The organism is Crossiella sp. S99.2 (assembly GCF_023094165.1).
In the GTDB taxonomy this organism is placed as follows: Bacteria; Actinomycetota; Actinomycetes; order Mycobacteriales; family Pseudonocardiaceae; genus Crossiella.
The window spans coordinates 270656-285648 of record NZ_JALMDK010000008.1 but is presented as its reverse complement, the minus strand read 5'-3'; the positions used below and the strand labels follow the sequence as shown (position 1 = coordinate 285648).

The 14993-nt window shown below is 70.9% G+C and carries 12 protein-coding genes; 8 read left to right on the top strand and 4 right to left on the bottom strand.

The features are described from left to right. Window positions 1-19: 19 nt before the first annotated feature. From MZC64_RS29845 to MZC64_RS29835, 3 genes are read right to left on the bottom strand one after another with little or no spacing between them, the layout of a single operon-like run. Complete coding sequence (locus tag MZC64_RS29845; RefSeq protein ID WP_247762548.1) at window positions 20-850, bottom strand: sugar phosphate isomerase/epimerase family protein; 831 nt, start codon at window positions 848-850, stop codon at window positions 20-22. Continuing rightward, window positions 847-2007, bottom strand: a complete 1161-nt coding sequence (locus MZC64_RS29840) for a dihydrodipicolinate synthase family protein (protein WP_247762547.1) — start codon at window positions 2005-2007, stop codon at window positions 847-849. Before MZC64_RS29840 ends, MZC64_RS29845 begins: the two co-directional genes overlap by 4 nt. Further along, the gene (locus MZC64_RS29835; protein ID WP_247762546.1) at window positions 2004-3161 is read right to left on the bottom strand and encodes a Gfo/Idh/MocA family protein; all 1158 of its coding nucleotides are present in this window, start codon (window positions 3159-3161) and stop codon (window positions 2004-2006) included. The genes MZC64_RS29840 and MZC64_RS29835 overlap by 4 nt, the downstream gene beginning before the upstream one ends. Window positions 3162-3285: 124 nt before the next feature. Here MZC64_RS29835 and MZC64_RS29830 point away from each other — a divergent pair, with 124 nt between their 5' ends. The 8 genes from MZC64_RS29830 to MZC64_RS29795 all read left to right on the top strand — a co-directional run bounded on the left by MZC64_RS29830 (window position 3286) and on the right by MZC64_RS29795 (window position 11904). Continuing rightward, window positions 3286-4314, top strand: a complete 1029-nt coding sequence (locus MZC64_RS29830) for a LacI family DNA-binding transcriptional regulator (RefSeq protein ID WP_247762545.1) — start codon at window positions 3286-3288, stop codon at window positions 4312-4314. A 249-nt stretch (window positions 4315-4563) separates the two neighbouring features. After that, window positions 4564-5922: a hemolysin family protein gene (locus MZC64_RS29825; RefSeq protein ID WP_247762543.1), complete on the top strand. Its 1359-nt coding sequence runs from the start codon at window positions 4564-4566 to the stop codon at window positions 5920-5922. Next, window positions 5919-6962: a hemolysin family protein gene (locus MZC64_RS29820; protein ID WP_247762541.1), complete on the top strand. Its 1044-nt coding sequence runs from the start codon at window positions 5919-5921 to the stop codon at window positions 6960-6962. The genes MZC64_RS29825 and MZC64_RS29820 overlap by 4 nt, the downstream gene beginning before the upstream one ends. 504 nt (window positions 6963-7466) lie before the next feature. Beyond that, the gene (locus tag MZC64_RS29815; protein ID WP_247762540.1) at window positions 7467-7991 is read left to right on the top strand and encodes an RNA polymerase sigma factor; all 525 of its coding nucleotides are present in this window, start codon (window positions 7467-7469) and stop codon (window positions 7989-7991) included. Continuing rightward, the gene (locus MZC64_RS29810) at window positions 7988-8692 is read left to right on the top strand and encodes a hypothetical protein (RefSeq protein WP_247762539.1); all 705 of its coding nucleotides are present in this window, start codon (window positions 7988-7990) and stop codon (window positions 8690-8692) included. The genes MZC64_RS29815 and MZC64_RS29810 overlap by 4 nt, the downstream gene beginning before the upstream one ends. A gap of 23 nt (window positions 8693-8715) precedes the next feature. After that, entirely contained in the window at window positions 8716-9672 is a 957-nt protein-coding gene (locus tag MZC64_RS29805; protein ID WP_247762846.1) for a 3-methyladenine DNA glycosylase, read from the top strand. 173 nt (window positions 9673-9845) lie between these two features. Then, window positions 9846-11591 carry a substrate-binding domain-containing protein gene (locus tag MZC64_RS29800; protein WP_247762537.1) on the top strand — a complete coding sequence of 582 codons (1746 nt, stop codon included), beginning with the start codon at window positions 9846-9848 and terminating at the stop codon, window positions 11589-11591. An 82-nt stretch (window positions 11592-11673) separates the two neighbouring features. Continuing rightward, the gene (locus tag MZC64_RS29795; protein ID WP_247762536.1) at window positions 11674-11904 is read left to right on the top strand and encodes a DUF397 domain-containing protein; all 231 of its coding nucleotides are present in this window, start codon (window positions 11674-11676) and stop codon (window positions 11902-11904) included. Window positions 11905-12094: 190 nt separating this feature from the next. On the opposite strand, the gene gcvP is transcribed toward MZC64_RS29795, so the two are convergent. Continuing rightward, window positions 12095-14977 carry an aminomethyl-transferring glycine dehydrogenase gene (gene gcvP, locus MZC64_RS29790; RefSeq protein WP_247762534.1) on the bottom strand — a complete coding sequence of 961 codons (2883 nt, stop codon included), beginning with the start codon at window positions 14975-14977 and terminating at the stop codon, window positions 12095-12097. Between the last annotated feature and the right edge of the window lie 16 nt (window positions 14978-14993).

The window sequence follows — 14993 nt, the reverse complement described above, 5'->3', positions numbered from 1 at the left end:
GATCCCAGCGCAGTCGCCATCACCCGGAGAGGTGACGCTCCAAGCCCGGCAACACGAGTTCCCGGTGCGCCTTGATCACCCGGGCGAACACGTCCTCCGGATCGGCCGCCCACACCTCCTCGTGGAACACCTCCACCTCCGCGAACCCCGAGTACCCGGCAGCCGCCACGCACCCGCCCAGCACCCCGAAGTCGATGTGCCCCTGCCCCGGAATCCCGCGCCCCGCAAGGACATCCGCCGGCAACGGAGTGATCCAGTCGCACACCTGGTACAGCGCGATCCGCTCCCCCGCCCGCGCGATCTGGGCCTCTACCTCCGGGTCCCACCACACGTGCACGGTGTCCACCACCACCCGCACCACGGGGCTGCCGATGGCCTCCACCATGTCCAGGGCCTGTTTCAGCGTAGACAGCACGCCGCGATCCGCGCAGAAGACCGGGTGCATCGGTTCCAGGGCCAGGACCACGTTCCGTTCGGCGGCGTAGGGGGCGAGTTCGGCGACCGCGTCGGCGACCCGGGTTCGAGCGGCGGGCAGGTCGCGGTCGAACAGGCCGCCGACGACCAGGACCAGGGACTGGGCTTCGAGTTGTGCGGCTTCGTCGATGGCGCGGCGGTTGTCGGCGAGGGCCTCGGGCTGGTTGGCGGGGTTGGTGAGGAAGCCGCCCCGGCAGAGGGAGGTGACTGTGAGGCCGGATTCCCTTACCTGGTGGGCGGTTTTGCTGACGCCGTTGGTGTGGACCGGGTCACGCCACAGGCCCACCGCGGGGACCTGGTGGCGCCGGCAGGCGTCCAGGAACTGCGGCACGGTGAGGCTGCGGACGGTCATCTGGTTCATGGACAGGCGGTTCACGACTCGACTCCCGCGGTGGCCAGGAAGGTGCGCCAGCGGTGGGCGGCCAGGTCCGGGTCGGGCAGCAGCCCCGTCCGGTCGGCCAGGCGGAGGACCTCGGCCAGGTGGGGTAGGGAGCGGGCCGACTGGGCGCCGTTGACCATGGTGAAGTTGGCCTGGTGGCCGGTGAGCCAGGCGAGGAAGGTCAGCCCGGTCTTGTAGTGGTAGGTCGGGGTGGCGAACAAATGGCTGGACAGCGGGACCGTGGTGGCCAGCTGCGCGCGGAAACCCGCGGTGTCCCCGGCGTCCAACAGGGACAGTGCCGCGGCGGCGATCGGGGCGATGCCGTCCAGGATGCCCAGCAGGGCGTCGCTGTGGCCCTGCTCGTCGCCGGCGATCAGCTCCGGGTAGTGGTAGTCGTCGCCGGTGTAGCAGCGCACGCCTTCCGGCAGCCGCCTGCGCAGGTCGATCTCGTGCCCGGCGTCGAGCAGCGACACCTTGATTCCGTCCACTGTGGACGCGTGCGCGTGGATCAGGTCCAGGAAGTGCCCGGTGGCCTCGGCGACCTCGGTGCTGCCCCAGTATCCGGTGAGCGCGGGGTCGAAGGCCGGGCCCAGCCAGTGCAGGATCACCGGACGGTCGGCGGCGCGCAGCACCCGGTCGTAGACCCGGTGGTAGTCCTCGGGTGCGCGGGCGGTGGCGGCCAGGGCGCGGCTGCACATCAGGATCGGCTGGACCTCGGCCTCGGCGGCCACCTCCAGCTGTGCCAGGTAGGCATCGGCGACCTGGTCCAGGGTGGCCGGGCCGGTGAGGTGGTCGGTGCCGATGCCGGCGGCGATCCGGCCGCCGCAGGCGCGGGCCTCCTTGGCACTGCGGCGGATCAGCTCGGCCGCGGTCGGCCAGTCCAGGCCCATGCCGCGTTGCGCGGTGTCCATCGCCTCGGCCACGCCGAGTCCGTGCCGCCACAGGTGGTGCCGGTAGGCCAGGGTGCTGTCCCAGTCCAGTTCGGGCGGGGCGCCGGGGGTGTTGTCGGCGAACGGGCAGGCGACCACGTGCGCGGCGGCCAGGACCTGGCGCGAACTCGACGGTCTGGCCGGGGGTGGCCAGCGCCAGCCGCGGGTGTCCAGGGTGTGCCGGTGCAGGGCGCCGCCGGGCTGGGGCAGCCGGACCTCGGTCACGTCAGCTCCGGCACGCTCAGCCGCCTGCCCTCGGCGGAGGAGCGCAGGCCCAGTTCGGCCAGCTGCACGCCGCGGGCGGCGGTGTGGAAGTTGTGCGGGTACGCCTCGGCCGGTTCCGGGTCGGCCAGGTGCCGGAGGAACTCGGTCCACTGCTCTTTGAAGCCGTTGTCGTGACTGGCGTTGTCCGGCACCGGATGCCACTGCGAGCGGAAGTCCGCCTCCACCGGCAGATCCGGGTTCCACACCGGTTTCGGCGTGTGCGCGCGGTGCTGGGCCACGCACTCGCGCAGCCCGGCCACCGCGCTGCCCTGCACACCGTCCACCTGGAACTCGACCAGCTCGTCCCGCCGCACCCGGGTGCACCAGGAGGAGTTGACCTGCGCGATCACACCCTCACCCAGCTCGAAGATGGCGTAGGCGGCGTCGTCCGCGGTCGCCTGGTAGGGCTCCCCCTGTTCGTCCCACCGTTGCGGGACATGGGTGACCGCGCGCGCGGTGACCGCGGTGATCGGGCCGAACAGGCCCTCCAGGAGGTAACTCCAGTGGCAGAACATGTCCAGCACGATGCCGCCACCGTCCTGCGCGCGATAGTTCCAACTGGGTCGTTGCGCCGGTTGCCAGTCGCCCTCGAACACCCAGTAGCCGAACTCGCCGCGCACGCTGAGCACCCGGCCGAAGAACCCGCCGTCCAGGAGCCGCCGCAGCTTCTTGATGCCGGGCAGGTACAGCTTGTCCGCGACCACGCCGTGCCGGATCCCGGCGGCCTCGGCGGCCCTGGCCAGCTCCAGCGCGGCGGGCACGTCCGGGGCGACGGGTTTCTCCGCGTAGACGTGCTTGCCCGCGGCGATGGCCCGGTGCACCGAGGCGACCCTGGCGCTGGTCACCTGGGCGTCGAAGTAGACCGCCACCCCTGGATCGGCCAGCACACCGTCCACCTCGGTGCTCCAGCGCGGCAGGTCGTGCCGGTCGGCGATGTCCTTGAGCTTGGCCGGATCCCGGCCCACCAGCACCGGCTCTGGTAACAAGGTGTCCCCATTCGGCAACCGGATGCCGCCCTCGTCCCGGATCGCCAGCAGCGAGCGCACCAGATGTTGCCGGTAGCCCATGCGTCCGGTGACTCCGTTGAGTGCGATCCCGATGGGGCGCACCGACATATCGACCTCCCGTAAACTCCGGCGGCAGTCTGGAAAGCGCTTTCCAACACGCTACGGTCACGGGCTCGCCACCGTCAAGGCGCGGGCCAGCTACTCTGCGTACCGCGAGTATGGAGGTGGACCGTTGACGCAACGGCAGGTCACGCTGGCCGAGGTGGCCAGACAGGCGAGCGTGTCCTTGGCGACCGCGTCCCGCGTGCTGAACGGCAGCACGCGGCAGGTGAGCACCGAACTGCGGGACCGGGTGCTGTCCACGGCGCGTTCCCTCGGCTATCTCCCGAACGCTTCGGCGCAGGCTTTGGCGCGCAACTCCAGCGTGCTGGTCGGCCTGGTGGTGCACGACATCGCTGATCCGTACTTCTCCTCCATCGCCGCCGGGGTGACCAAGGTGGCTGAGGAGAACGGGCTGATCGTGGTGCTCGGCACCACCAACCGGGATCCCGGCCGGGAGCTGGCGCTGCTGTCCACCCTGCGCGCGCACCGGGCCAGGGCGATCGTGCTGGCCGGCACCCGCACCACCGACCGCAACACCACCGCGCAACTGGCCGCCGAGGTGCAGGCGTTCACCGCGCAGGGCGGCCGGCTGGCGTGCGTGTCCCAGGCCAGGCTGCCCGCGGACACGGTGATCCCGGCCAACAAACTGGGCGCCACCAAACTGGCCCGCGCCCTGGTCGAGCAAGGTCACCGGCGCTTCGCCGTGCTGGCCGGACCCGCCGAGCTGGTCAGTGCCAGGGACCGGCTGGCCGGGTTCCGCGCCGGACTGGCCGAATCCGGCATCGAACTCGCCGCTGACGCGGTGCTGCACGGCGGCTTCACCCGGGACGGCGGCTTCGCGGCGGCTCAGCAGCTGCTGACCGGCAAGACCGGCGCGACCTGTGTGTTCGCCGTCAACGACGTGATGGCGCTGGGCGCGATGGCCGCCTTCCGGCAGGCCGGACTGACCGTGCCGAACGACATCTCGGTGGCCGGGTTCGACGACATCCCCACCCTGTCCGACCTGGTGCCCTCGCTGACCACGGTCCGGCTGCCCCTGGAGGAGATGGGCGAGCGCGCGGCCCGGCTGGCCCTGGACGAGCAGCCGCCACCGCAGACCCGCTCGATCCGGATCAACGGCGAGGTCGTGCTGCGCGACTCGACGGCACCGCCGCGCTGAGAGCACCCTCAGACACGCGGGACATTCCCACTTAGAGGGGACATGGGTCACAGAAACGCGGCCGGACCGCGTTTGTCCAGCGCTTACACTGGGTAGGATCCGCGCACGCGGGTCCGATTCTGTGATCCATCCTGTTTGAGGAGTGAAGCACCCCGTGCCAGACGCGCGGTCCCCCGGAAACAGTAGCGAGCCGGGGGAAAGCCCCGGCTGTCATAGCGGCCCGGACACCCGCCTCCGCGGAGGCGAGCGGTGACCGGAACGCTATCCATCGTGCTCAGCCTGGTCGGCCTGCTGGTGCTGACCCTGGGTACCGGCCTTTTTGTGGCCGCCGAATTCTCCCTGTCCGCGCTGGAGCGCAGCACCGTCGACGCGCACGCCCGTGCCGTCGGCGACCGCAGGGCCAAGCAGGTCCAGCACGCGCACCGGACCCTGTCCTTCCAGCTTTCCGGCGCGCAGCTGGGCATCAGCATCACCACCCTGGTCACCGGCTACCTGGCCGAACCGGCCATCGCCCGGCTCACCGGACCACTGCTGATCTGGCTGGGCCTGCCCCAGTCGGTGGCGCTGGTGCTGGCGGTGGCTTTGGCGGTGCTGCTGGCCAACGTGCTGTCCATGGTCTTCGGCGAACTCGTGCCCAAGAACCTGGCCATCGCCCGGCCGCTGCCCACCGCCCGCGCCACCGCGGGCCTGCAGGCCGGGTTCTCCGGCGTGTTCCGGTGGGTGATCACCGGACTCAACGGCGCGGCCAACTGGATCGTGCGCGGCTTCGGCGTCGAACCGGTGGAGGAGCTGCGCTCGGCGCGGTCCCCGCACGAACTCGGCTCCCTGGTGCGCACCAGCGCGGCCCGCGGCTCCCTGGACAAGGGCACCGCCACCCTGCTGGACCGGTCGCTGCGTTTCGGCGACCGGCTCGCCGACGAGCTGATGACGCCCAGGGTGCACGTGCAGGCGCTGCGCTCGGATGCCACCGTGCCCGATCTGATCGAGCTGAGCCAGCGCACCGGGTTCTCCCGGTTCCCGGTGCACAGCGGCGATCTGGACGACGTGATCGGCGTGGTGCACGTCAAGCAGGCATTCGGCGTGCCGGTGGACCAGCGCGACACCACCAGGGTCGCCTCCCTCGCCCGGCCGGTGCCGACGGTGCCGGACACCCTGGAGGGCGACGCGCTGCTGGACCGGCTGCGTGCCTCCGGACTCCAGGTCGCGCTGGTGGTGGACGAGTACGGCGGCACCGCCGGACTGGTCACCCTGGAGGACCTGGTCGAGGAGATCGTCGGCGATGTGCGCGATGAGCACGATCGCGGCGAGGTCAACCCGGTCCGCCCGCTGGGCAAGCAGAGCTGGATGGTCTCCGGGCTGCTGCGCGGCGACGAGGTGGCCGAGGCCACCGGCTTCGACCTGCCCGAAGGCGACTACGAGACCATCGCCGGCTACGTGCTCTACCGGCTCGGCCGGATCCCCCAGGTCGGCGACGAGGTACGGCACGACGGCTGGCGGCTCACCGTGATGCGGATGGACCGCAACCGGATCGCCGACCTGCGGGTCACCCGCGTGCCCGAGGCCGTGCCTGCCGGGACCGCGGTCGTCCCCGAGGAGGTGCCGGCATGAGCGGCGGAACAGCCCTGATCGTCTCGTTGCTGTTGCTGGGTTTGAACGCCTTCTTCGTCGGCGCCGAGTTCGCTCTGATCAGCGCCCGCCGGGATCGCCTGGAGGCCCTCGCCGACGCAGGTTCGGCCGGGGCCCGCACGGTGATCAGGGCCAGTGAGCAGATCTCGCTGATGCTGGCCGGCGCGCAACTGGGCATCACGCTGTGCTCGATCGCGCTGGGCGCCATCGCCAAACCGGCGGTGGCCGCGCACCTGAGCCCGCTGCTGCTGCCGCTGGGCGTGCCCGAGGCGGTGGCCGATGTGCTGGCCTTCATCGCCGCGGTGCTCATCGTGGTGGTGCTGCACATCGTGCTCGGCGAAATGGTGCCCAAGAACATCGCCATCGCGGGCCCCGAGCGCACCTCACTGCGCATGGTGCCCGCGCTGGTGTTCTTCGTGCGCCTGGTCCGCCCGGTGATCACGGTGCTGAACTGGCTGGCCAACGGCGTGCTGCGGCTGCTCAAGGTGGAACCGAAGGACGAGATCGACACCGCCTACACCCCCACCGAACTGTCCGAGCTGATCGCCGAATCCCGGCGCGAGGGCCTCCTCGATGACTCCGAACACCGCCGCCTGACCCAGACCCTGTCCTCGGCCCAGCGCACCGTGGCCGATGTGCTGGTGCCACTGGACAAACTGACCACGGTGCCGGAACGCCCCACGGTCGGCGACGTGCAGCAGGCGGTCGTGCGCACCGGGTACTCCCGTTTCCCGGTGCGCACCGCCACCGGGTCGGTGCGGGGCTACCTGCACGTCAAGGACGTCCTGGACCTGGCCAGCGCCGACCCGGCAACCCCCGTGCCCCTGAACCGGATCCGCGGCCTCCCCGAACTCCCGGCGGACGCCCGCCTGGACGAGGCGGTCGCGGCGCTGCGGCGCGCGCAAAGCCACCTCGCGGGCGCGGTCGCCGCGGACGGCGCGGTACTGGGCGTAGTCGCGCTGGAGGACCTGGTCGAGGAGTACGTAGGCACGGTCCGAGACGCCACCCACGTCCCAAGCTAATCGTCCACCTGTTGCGAAACAGGCGTGGCGCGCAGCGACACGGCGAGCCGTTAACCAGAGGCGGGGTACCGATTTTTCGCGTTGCCTTGTCGTGTGCCCGACGCATCCGAAGCTTGCTTCGCGTGCGGCGGGTACACGACGAGGCGACTTCGAAGCGAAAAATCCAGCGGCGCGGAGCGCGCCAAAGACAACAGGGCCGGCACCCACATGCCAGGTGCCGGCCCCGTTGCGCGGGAACCTCCGCGCTCGGGGCAAATCGTGACATCCGCCCGCTCGAGTCGCGGTATCCCGCCCTGGTGGTTGCCAGCGACGGAGGCGGCGCGGTCGGCCCTGCTCCGACCGCACCGTCCCGCTGACGACCCTTGGCGTTGCCCCCGTATGGGTACGAACGGGAGTCACACCCCTGAACTGTGAGCTGACTCACACGCTCTCGGACGACGCGCCTGTACACAGAATAGCGAGAGAATCACGGACTGTAATCCTCCTCGCTAGTGGGGACACCCCATGCGGAACGCGTCGCCGCCCGCCATGTCCTTCTCCGCCGCCGATTGGGGCCAGTGCGTCAGACTGCGCCCCGAACTCGTCCGCCTCGCCGCCCGCCGTGGCGCGGGGGACGATGCCGAAGACCTCGTGCACGAGGCCTTCATCCGCACCGCCGCGCACCCGGATCTGGATCGCAGCCGGTTGCGCCCGTTCCTGATGACCGTGGTCAAACGGCTGTGCGTGGACCATCTGCGCCGCCAGTCGGTGGCCAACCGGATCTTCGACCATCCAATGCTGGCCCCGGTGGCAGGCGCGGGCGTGGCCGAGGCGGTCACCGACCGGATGCACGCCCGCTGGATGCTCGACCAGCCCGATCTGCTGGCCGAGGCCGACCGGCGGATCCTGATGCTGCTCGCCGACGGCCGCTCCTACCGCGAGGTCGGCGCACGGCTGCGGATCAGCGAACTGGCGGTTGAACAGGCCGCCCGCGCCGGACGCCGCAGGCTACGCCGCAAGATCGGACAGGTGGTATCGGCCGAACGATGACCAGACCGAGCCCGCTCCAGCTGATCGTCTGGAGCCGCCATCACCTCGCGGTGGTCCAGCCGGTGGGCCGGCTGGACCTGTCCTCCCAGCAACGGTTGCTGGACGGCCTGTTCAAGGTCGCCGCGACCGAACCCGCCGCACTGGTGGTGATCCTGGACAAACTGGAGCTGGGCTCACCGTCGTCGCTGGGCATCTTCCACCGGGTCTGGCGGCAGGTGAACGTGTGGCCGGACATCCCGATGGCCCTGGTCGCCGAGGACCCGGAACTCCAGCAGGCGATAGCGGCGGGCCGGCTGGCCCGGCTGCTGCCGGTGTGTCCGACGCTGACCGAGGCGGTGCGGGTGTGCCGCAGTCCGCCCTCGGTCCGGCAGCGGCAGATGCACCTGCCGTGCGGGGACATCAGCGGGCTGCGCGCCCGGCTGTTCGTCACCGAGGCGTGCCTGGACTGGGGGCAGCACGAGCCCCTCGGCGACGCGCTGCTGATCGTGCAGGAACTGGTGTCGGCCGCGGTCGCCGAGGGCGGCCCCGAACTGTGGGTGCGGGTGCGGCTGCGCGATATCCGGCTGACCCTGTCGGTGCGGGACCGGACACCGGACGCGCTGACCCAGACCCCGCCCGTGCTCGGTCAGCTGGCCTTGGCGCACGGGCGCACGCCGAGCCCTGGCGGCGGGGTCTCCTGGGCGGTGCTGCGCGGTCAGTGACCTAGAATCGGCTGGTGGCCGCGCTGTCAGCAGAGCACCTCGTCCTCGGCGAGGCGGACTGGCATGCACAGCGCGCGACCTACCTGGAGCGCATCCGCCCGTGGACCGACGGGCACCGCGAACGCAAGGCGGCGGGCGAGAAACACCCGGTGCTCGACTTCATGTTCACCTACTACAGCTTCAAGCCCGCGCAGCTGGAACGGTGGCACCCGGGGCCCGGTGTGACCCTGGCCGGGGACTCGGCCGCGGAGTACCTGCGCAAGCCCGCCTACACCCGCACCCCCGACGGGGTCACCCTGGATCCGGCCGCGTTCCCGCCCGCCCGGCGGCGCACCGCCGAGTTCGTCGCGGCACTGCTGAGCGCGACCGCGAGCCGTCCGCCCCGGCTGGGCTGCTTCGGTCTGCACGAGTGGGCGATGGTCTACCGGACCGATCCGGAGCAGGTCCGGCACGTGGGCTGGCCGCTGCGGCTGGGCCACGCGGGCACCGACGAACTGGTGGAGAACAGCCAGATCCGGTGTTCGCATTTCGACGCCTTCCGGTTCTTCACCGAGCCCGCCCGGCCGCGCAACACCCTGCAGCCGACCAGGGAGAGCCAGGTCGCGCTGGAGCAGCCGGGGTGCCTGCACGCGACCATGGACCTGTTCCGGTGGGCCTACAAACTCGCCCCGTACCCGCCTTCGGCACTGATCGCGGACTGTTTCGAGTTGGCCCTGGATGTGCGCGAACTGGACATGCGGGCCAGCCCGTACGATCTCGCCGCACTGGGTTATCCGCCGGTCCGGATCGAAACCACGGAAGGCCGCGCCGAGTACGTCAAAATGCAAAGTGCATTTTCCCAGCGGGCCGAGCCGCTCCGCGCCGCGCTGGTCGACCTGTGCCGTACGCTGCTCCGATGGCCGGGAGCGGGGACGCCGGAGGCCGACCATGACGATCACGAGACGTTTCCGCAAACCTCGGCTTCCATCCACTCTCCGTAACATATCTTGACGCTCTTGTGTCACCTGTTAGCGTGACACGTCAACGGCTGATGGCTGTTGATTACCAACGGTTTGATGGTGATCCCGGTGGGAAATGCCGGATGGTCACGCGGGGCTGAAGGGGACGTCGGATGGCTCGACACCGCGCGGCTGGGGAAGGCACCCGGCGCGGGATGGCTCGATGGCCCTTTGTCATCGTTGGTGTCGTCGCGCTGTTCGTGCTCGGCTATCTGAGCTGGACCTGGCTGGGCGGCATCCTGGACCGCCGGGCCGCCGCGCAGGCCGGCGAGTGCAGGCAGGGTGAGCTGGTGCTGCGGATGGCGGTCACGCCGAGCGTGGCCGATCCACTGCAGAGCGCCGCGATCGCCTGGAACGGGCAGCGCCCGGTGATCGACGACTACTGCCTGCGGGTGGAGATCCAGGCGCTGGACTCCCCCACCGTGCTCACCGCGCTCACCCAGGGCTGGGACACCGGAAAACTCGGCCAGCCGCCCTCGGCCTGGCTGCCGGAGTCCTCACTGTGGGTCAACCAGCTGCGCGCGCAGAACAAGTCGCTGCTGGGCGCGCCGGCGGAGTCCATCGGCAACTCCCCGGTGGTGCTCGCGGTGCCCGAACCCGCGGCGCAGCCACTGCGCTCCGGGCAGGGGTTCCGCTGGAGCGAGGTTCCAGGACTGCTCGCCGCCCCGGACGGCTGGAAGCGCTTCGGCATGAGCGACTGGGGCCGGTTCACCATGGGGGTGCCGGACCTGGTGCGCAACCCGGCCAGCGCGCTGGCCGTGCAGTGCGCGCTGGCCTGGGCCGGGAAGAAGGAACGCGGCCCGGTGACCATGGACATGCTGACCCAGCCCGCGGTGCGCGCCGCGCTGAACCAGGTGGCCAAGGCCAAGGTCGCGGGCGTGCCGCCGACCACCCAGGACGCCCTGGTCGAGCTGAGCAAGACCCCCGACCTGGCCACCTCGCCCTACGACGGCGTGCCGGTGCTGGAGATCGATTTGTTCCGCCGGAACCTGGGCGTGGACGGCAAACCGAAGCCGGACAAGCCGCTCTACGGCATCCCGGCCACCGGCCCGGCGCCCTCGGCGGACTTCCCGCTGCTGCCGCTGTCCGGGGACTGGATCAAGGACGCCCAGGTGCGCGCGGCGCAGAAGTTCGGCGACTTCCTGCGCGAGCCCGCCCAGGAGAAGGTCCTCGCCCAGCAGGCCGGGGTGCGCGTGCGCAGCACCAACGAACGCCCGCTGACCTCGCCGGGGATCACCTGGATCGCCAACGACGACCTGCTGGCGCCCGCGGATGAGAACACCTCGCAACAGCTGGCCGCGTCCTGGGCCAGTTCGGCCGACAACGGCCAGACGGTGACCATGCTGGTGGACGTGTCCGGGTCGATGCACGCCGACGGCGGCCAGGACAAATCCCGGATGGACTGGCTCAAAGCCGCGTTGCGGGGCCAGGTGGACCGGTCGGTGTCGGGTTCTTTGGGTATGTGGGAGTTCTCCCGGTCCCTGGACGGCAAGAAGCCGTACCGCCAACTGGTGCCGACCAAGGGTATTGAGCAGCAGCGCAACGCTCTGCGGGGTGCGATCGAGGGCCTCAAGCCGGTGAGCGCCACCCAGCTGTACTCAAGCCTGGCTGTGGTGTACCGCTCGGCTGTGGAGAATTACGAGCAAGGGCGGACGAACCGGATCGTGGTGCTCACCGACGGCCCCAACGACGGCGGTCTGAACCTGCAACAGTTGCAGGCCGAGCTGGACAAGGTGCGTAACCCGAACAAGAAGGTCTCGATCAGCTTCATCACGATCGGCCCCGACCCGGAACGCGCCCCACTCACCAAGATCGCCCAGTCCACGGGCGGCTCGGTGTCCGTCGCCGCGGACGGCGCGGCGATCGACCCCGCGCTGGCGCAGTTGCTCTCCGCCGGCTGACCTCGTTCCTCCGCCGAGGACCCTGTCGACGTGACGGTGGCCGGGACGCACATGCCGCACCCGGGCACGAATGGAGTGGGTAATGGCAGCAGACCGCCCCGCGCCGCGATGGCGCAAGAGCAGCTACAGCAGCGGCAACGGGGAGAACTGCGTGGAGGTGGCGGGTTCCCCGGACGCGGTGGTGGTACGTGACTCGAAGAATCAGGACGGGCCTGAGCTGTCGTTCTCCCGGGGGGCGTTCGCGGCTTTTCTGAACAATCTGGATGAGTTGGATGCTCGCGGTCGAGAGGGGCACGGCGACGGGGAGGACTGAGGCGGCTGTGGTCCTTTGTGGACGGTTGGCCGACCGGACGCTGCCGCCGAACCGGCGGCGTGATCCACACCCCCGGACCACTTGGGCCAACTGGTACGCCCGCTTTGGCCAAACCGGCGTACCAGTTGGGCCAACTCGATAGCAGAAGCGCCCCGGACCGTTGGCCCGGGGCGCTTCTTGTTCTTGCCGGTCAGCTCTCGAAGGCGCTGATCGGCGGGCAGGAGCACACCAGGTTCCGGTCGCCCTTCGCCCCGTCGATCCGGCGCACCGGCGGCCAGATCTTCGGCCGGTCCGACTTCATCGGGAAGGCCGCTTCGGCCCGGGTGTACGGGTGGTCCCAGTCCCCGGTCAGGGATTCCGCGGTGTGCGGGGCGTTGCGCAGCGGGTTGTTCTCCACCGGCCACTCGCCCGCGCCGACCTTGTCGATCTCCTTGCGGATGGCGATCATGGCCTCGCAGAAGCGGTCCAGCTCGGCCAGGTCCTCGCTTTCGGTGGGTTCGACCATGAGGGTGCCCGCCACCGGGAAGGACATGGTGGGGGCGTGCAGGCCGTAGTCGGCCAGGCGCTTGGCCACGTCGTCGACGGTGACGCCGGTGGCCTTGGTGATGGGGCGCAGGTCGAGGATGCACTCGTGGGCGACGAAGCCGCCCTCGCCGGTGTAGAGGACCGGGAAGTGCTCGTCGAGTTTGCGGGCCACGTAGTTCGCCGCGGCGACGGCGGTCAGGGTGGCGCGGCGCAGGCCGTCGGGGCCCATCATCCGGACGTAGGCCCAGGAGATCGGCAGGATCGAGGCGCTGCCCCACGGTGCCGCGCTGATCGGGCCGACGCCGGTGGCCGGGCCTGCGGTGGGCTGCAGCGGGTGGTTGGGCAGGAAGGGCGCCAGGTGTTCGCGGACGCCGATCGGGCCGACACCGGGGCCGCCGCCGCCGTGCGGGATGCAGAAGGTCTTGTGCAGGTTCAGGTGGCTGACGTCGCTGCCGAACTTGCCGGGGCGGGCCAGACCGACCAGGGCGTTGAGGTTGGCGCCGTCGACGTAGACCTGGCCGCCCGCCTCGTGCACCAGGGCGCACACCTCGGCGACCGTTTCCTCGTACACGCCATGCGTGGACGGGTAGGTGATCATGATGGCGGACAGGTCGTCGCGGTGGGCCTCGACGGTCTCGCGCAGGTGGCCGAGGTCGATGTTGCCCTTGTCGTCGCAGCGGACCACGATCACCCGCATGCCGGCCATCACCGCGCTGGCGGCGTTGGTGCCGTGCGCGGAGGAGGGGATCAGGCAGACGTCGCGGGCTTCCTGGCCGCGGCTGCGGTGGTAGGCGCGGATGGCGAGCAGGCCGGCGAACTCGCCCTGGCTGCCCGCGTTGGGCTGCACGCTGACCGCGTCGTAGCCGGTGACCTCGGCCAGCCATGCCTCCAGGTCGTGCACCAGGGAGAGCAGGCCGGCGGCGTCGGCGGCGGGGGCGAAGGGGTGCAGCCCGGCGAACTCCGGCCAGGTGATGGATTCCATCTCCGTGGTGGCGTTGAGCTTCATGGTGCAGGAGCCGAGCGGGATCATGCTGCGGTCCAGCGCCACGTCCTTGTCGGAGAGGCCGCGCAGGTAACGCAGCAGCGCGGTCTCCGAGCGGTGCGCGTGGAAGACCGGGTGGGTCAGGTAGTCCGAGGTGCGGTTCAGCGCGCCGCCGAGGGCGTCGGGGGTCTCGGCGTCGAGGGCGTCCACGTCGCCGGTGACGCCGAATGCCTGCCACACCAGCGCGAGGTGCTCGCGGGTGGTGGTCTCGTCGCAGGCGATGCCGACGTGGTCGTTGTCGGCCAGGCGCAGGTTGACGCCCAGGGCGCGGGCCTTGGCCACGATCTCGGCGGCCTTGCCGGGCACGTGCGCGAGCACGGTGTCGAAGAAGCGCTCGTGCCGCAGGTCGACGCCGCCGGCGCGCAGGCCGGCGCCGAGCACGGTGGCCAGCCGGTGCACCCGGGTGGCGATGCCGCGCAGGCCCTCGGGGCCGTGGTAGACCGCGTACATCGCGGCGATCACCGCGAGCAGCACCTGGGCGGTGCAGATGTTGCTGGTGGCCTTCTCCCGGCGGATGTGCTGTTCGCGGGTCTGCAGCGCGAGCCGGTAGGCGGGGTTGCCGTCGGCGTCCACGCTGACCCCGACCAGACGGCCGGGCAGCTGGCGTTCGAGTCCGGCGCGCACCGCCATGTAGCCGGCGTGCGGGCCGCCGAAGCCCATCGGCACGCCGAAGCGCTGGGTGGTGCCGACCACGACGTCCGCGCCGAACTCGCCGGGCGGGACCAGCAGGGTCAGCGCGAGGAGGTCCGCGGCGACGGCGACCTGGGCGCCACGCTCGTGCGCCTGTTCGACCAGGGCCCGGTAGTCGCGGACCTCGCCGCCCGCACCGGGGTAGGCCAGCAGCACGCCGAAGAACTCGCCCTCGGGCAGGCCCTGGCTGAGGTCGGCGAGCACGATCTCGATGCCGAGCGGTTCGGCCCTGGTCTCGATGACCGCGATGGTCTGCGGCAGCGAGTCGGCGTCGACGACGAACCGCGGCGACTTGGACTTGCCGGCGCGGCGCACCAGCGTCATCGCCTCGGCGGCGGCGGTGCCCTCGTCGAGCATGGAGGCGTTGGCGGTGTCCAGGCCGGTCAGGTCGGCGACCATGGTCTGGAAGTTGAGCAGGGCTTCCAGGCGGCCCTGGGAGATCTCCGGCTGGTACGGGGTGTACGCGGTGTACCAGGCCGGGCTTTCCAGGATGTTGCGCTTGATCACCGGCGGGGTCACGGTGCCGTAGTAGCCGAGCCCGATCATCGGGGCCTTGACCGTGTTGCGGTCGGCCAGCGCGCGCAGTTCGGCCAGCGCCTCGGACTCGGTGGCCGGGGCGGGCAGGGCCAGGGTCAGCTCACCCTCGCGGATCACCTGGGGCACTGCCCGCTGGGCGAGTTCCTCCAGCGAGCCGACCCCGATGACGTCGAGCATCCGGGCCAGTTCGGCGGGCCGCGGACCGACGTGCCGGTCGGCGAAGGGCGTGCCGTGCTCCAGCGCGGCCAACGGGATGCGATCGGGGTTCGGCTGGGTCATGCTCTCGCCTCCGGCG

Bases quoted from the DNA above. Each gene is read 5' to 3' on its own strand.
- MZC64_RS29835 (WP_247762546.1), bottom strand. From the start codon at position 3,161: ATGTCGGTGCGCCCCATCGGGATCGCACTCAACGGAGTCACCGGACGC.
- MZC64_RS29820 (WP_247762541.1), top strand. From the start codon at position 5,919: ATGAGCGGCGGAACAGCCCTGATCGTCTCGTTGCTGTTGCTGGGTTTG.
- MZC64_RS29815 (WP_247762540.1), top strand. From the start codon at position 7,467: ATGCGGAACGCGTCGCCGCCCGCCATGTCCTTCTCCGCCGCCGATTGG.
- MZC64_RS29810 (WP_247762539.1), top strand. From the start codon at position 7,988: ATGACCAGACCGAGCCCGCTCCAGCTGATCGTCTGGAGCCGCCATCAC.
- MZC64_RS29800 (WP_247762537.1), top strand. From the start codon at position 9,846: ATGGCTCGATGGCCCTTTGTCATCGTTGGTGTCGTCGCGCTGTTCGTG.
- MZC64_RS29795 (WP_247762536.1), top strand. From the start codon at position 11,674: ATGGCAGCAGACCGCCCCGCGCCGCGATGGCGCAAGAGCAGCTACAGC.
- gcvP (WP_247762534.1), bottom strand. From the start codon at position 14,977: ATGACCCAGCCGAACCCCGATCGCATCCCGTTGGCCGCGCTGGAGCAC.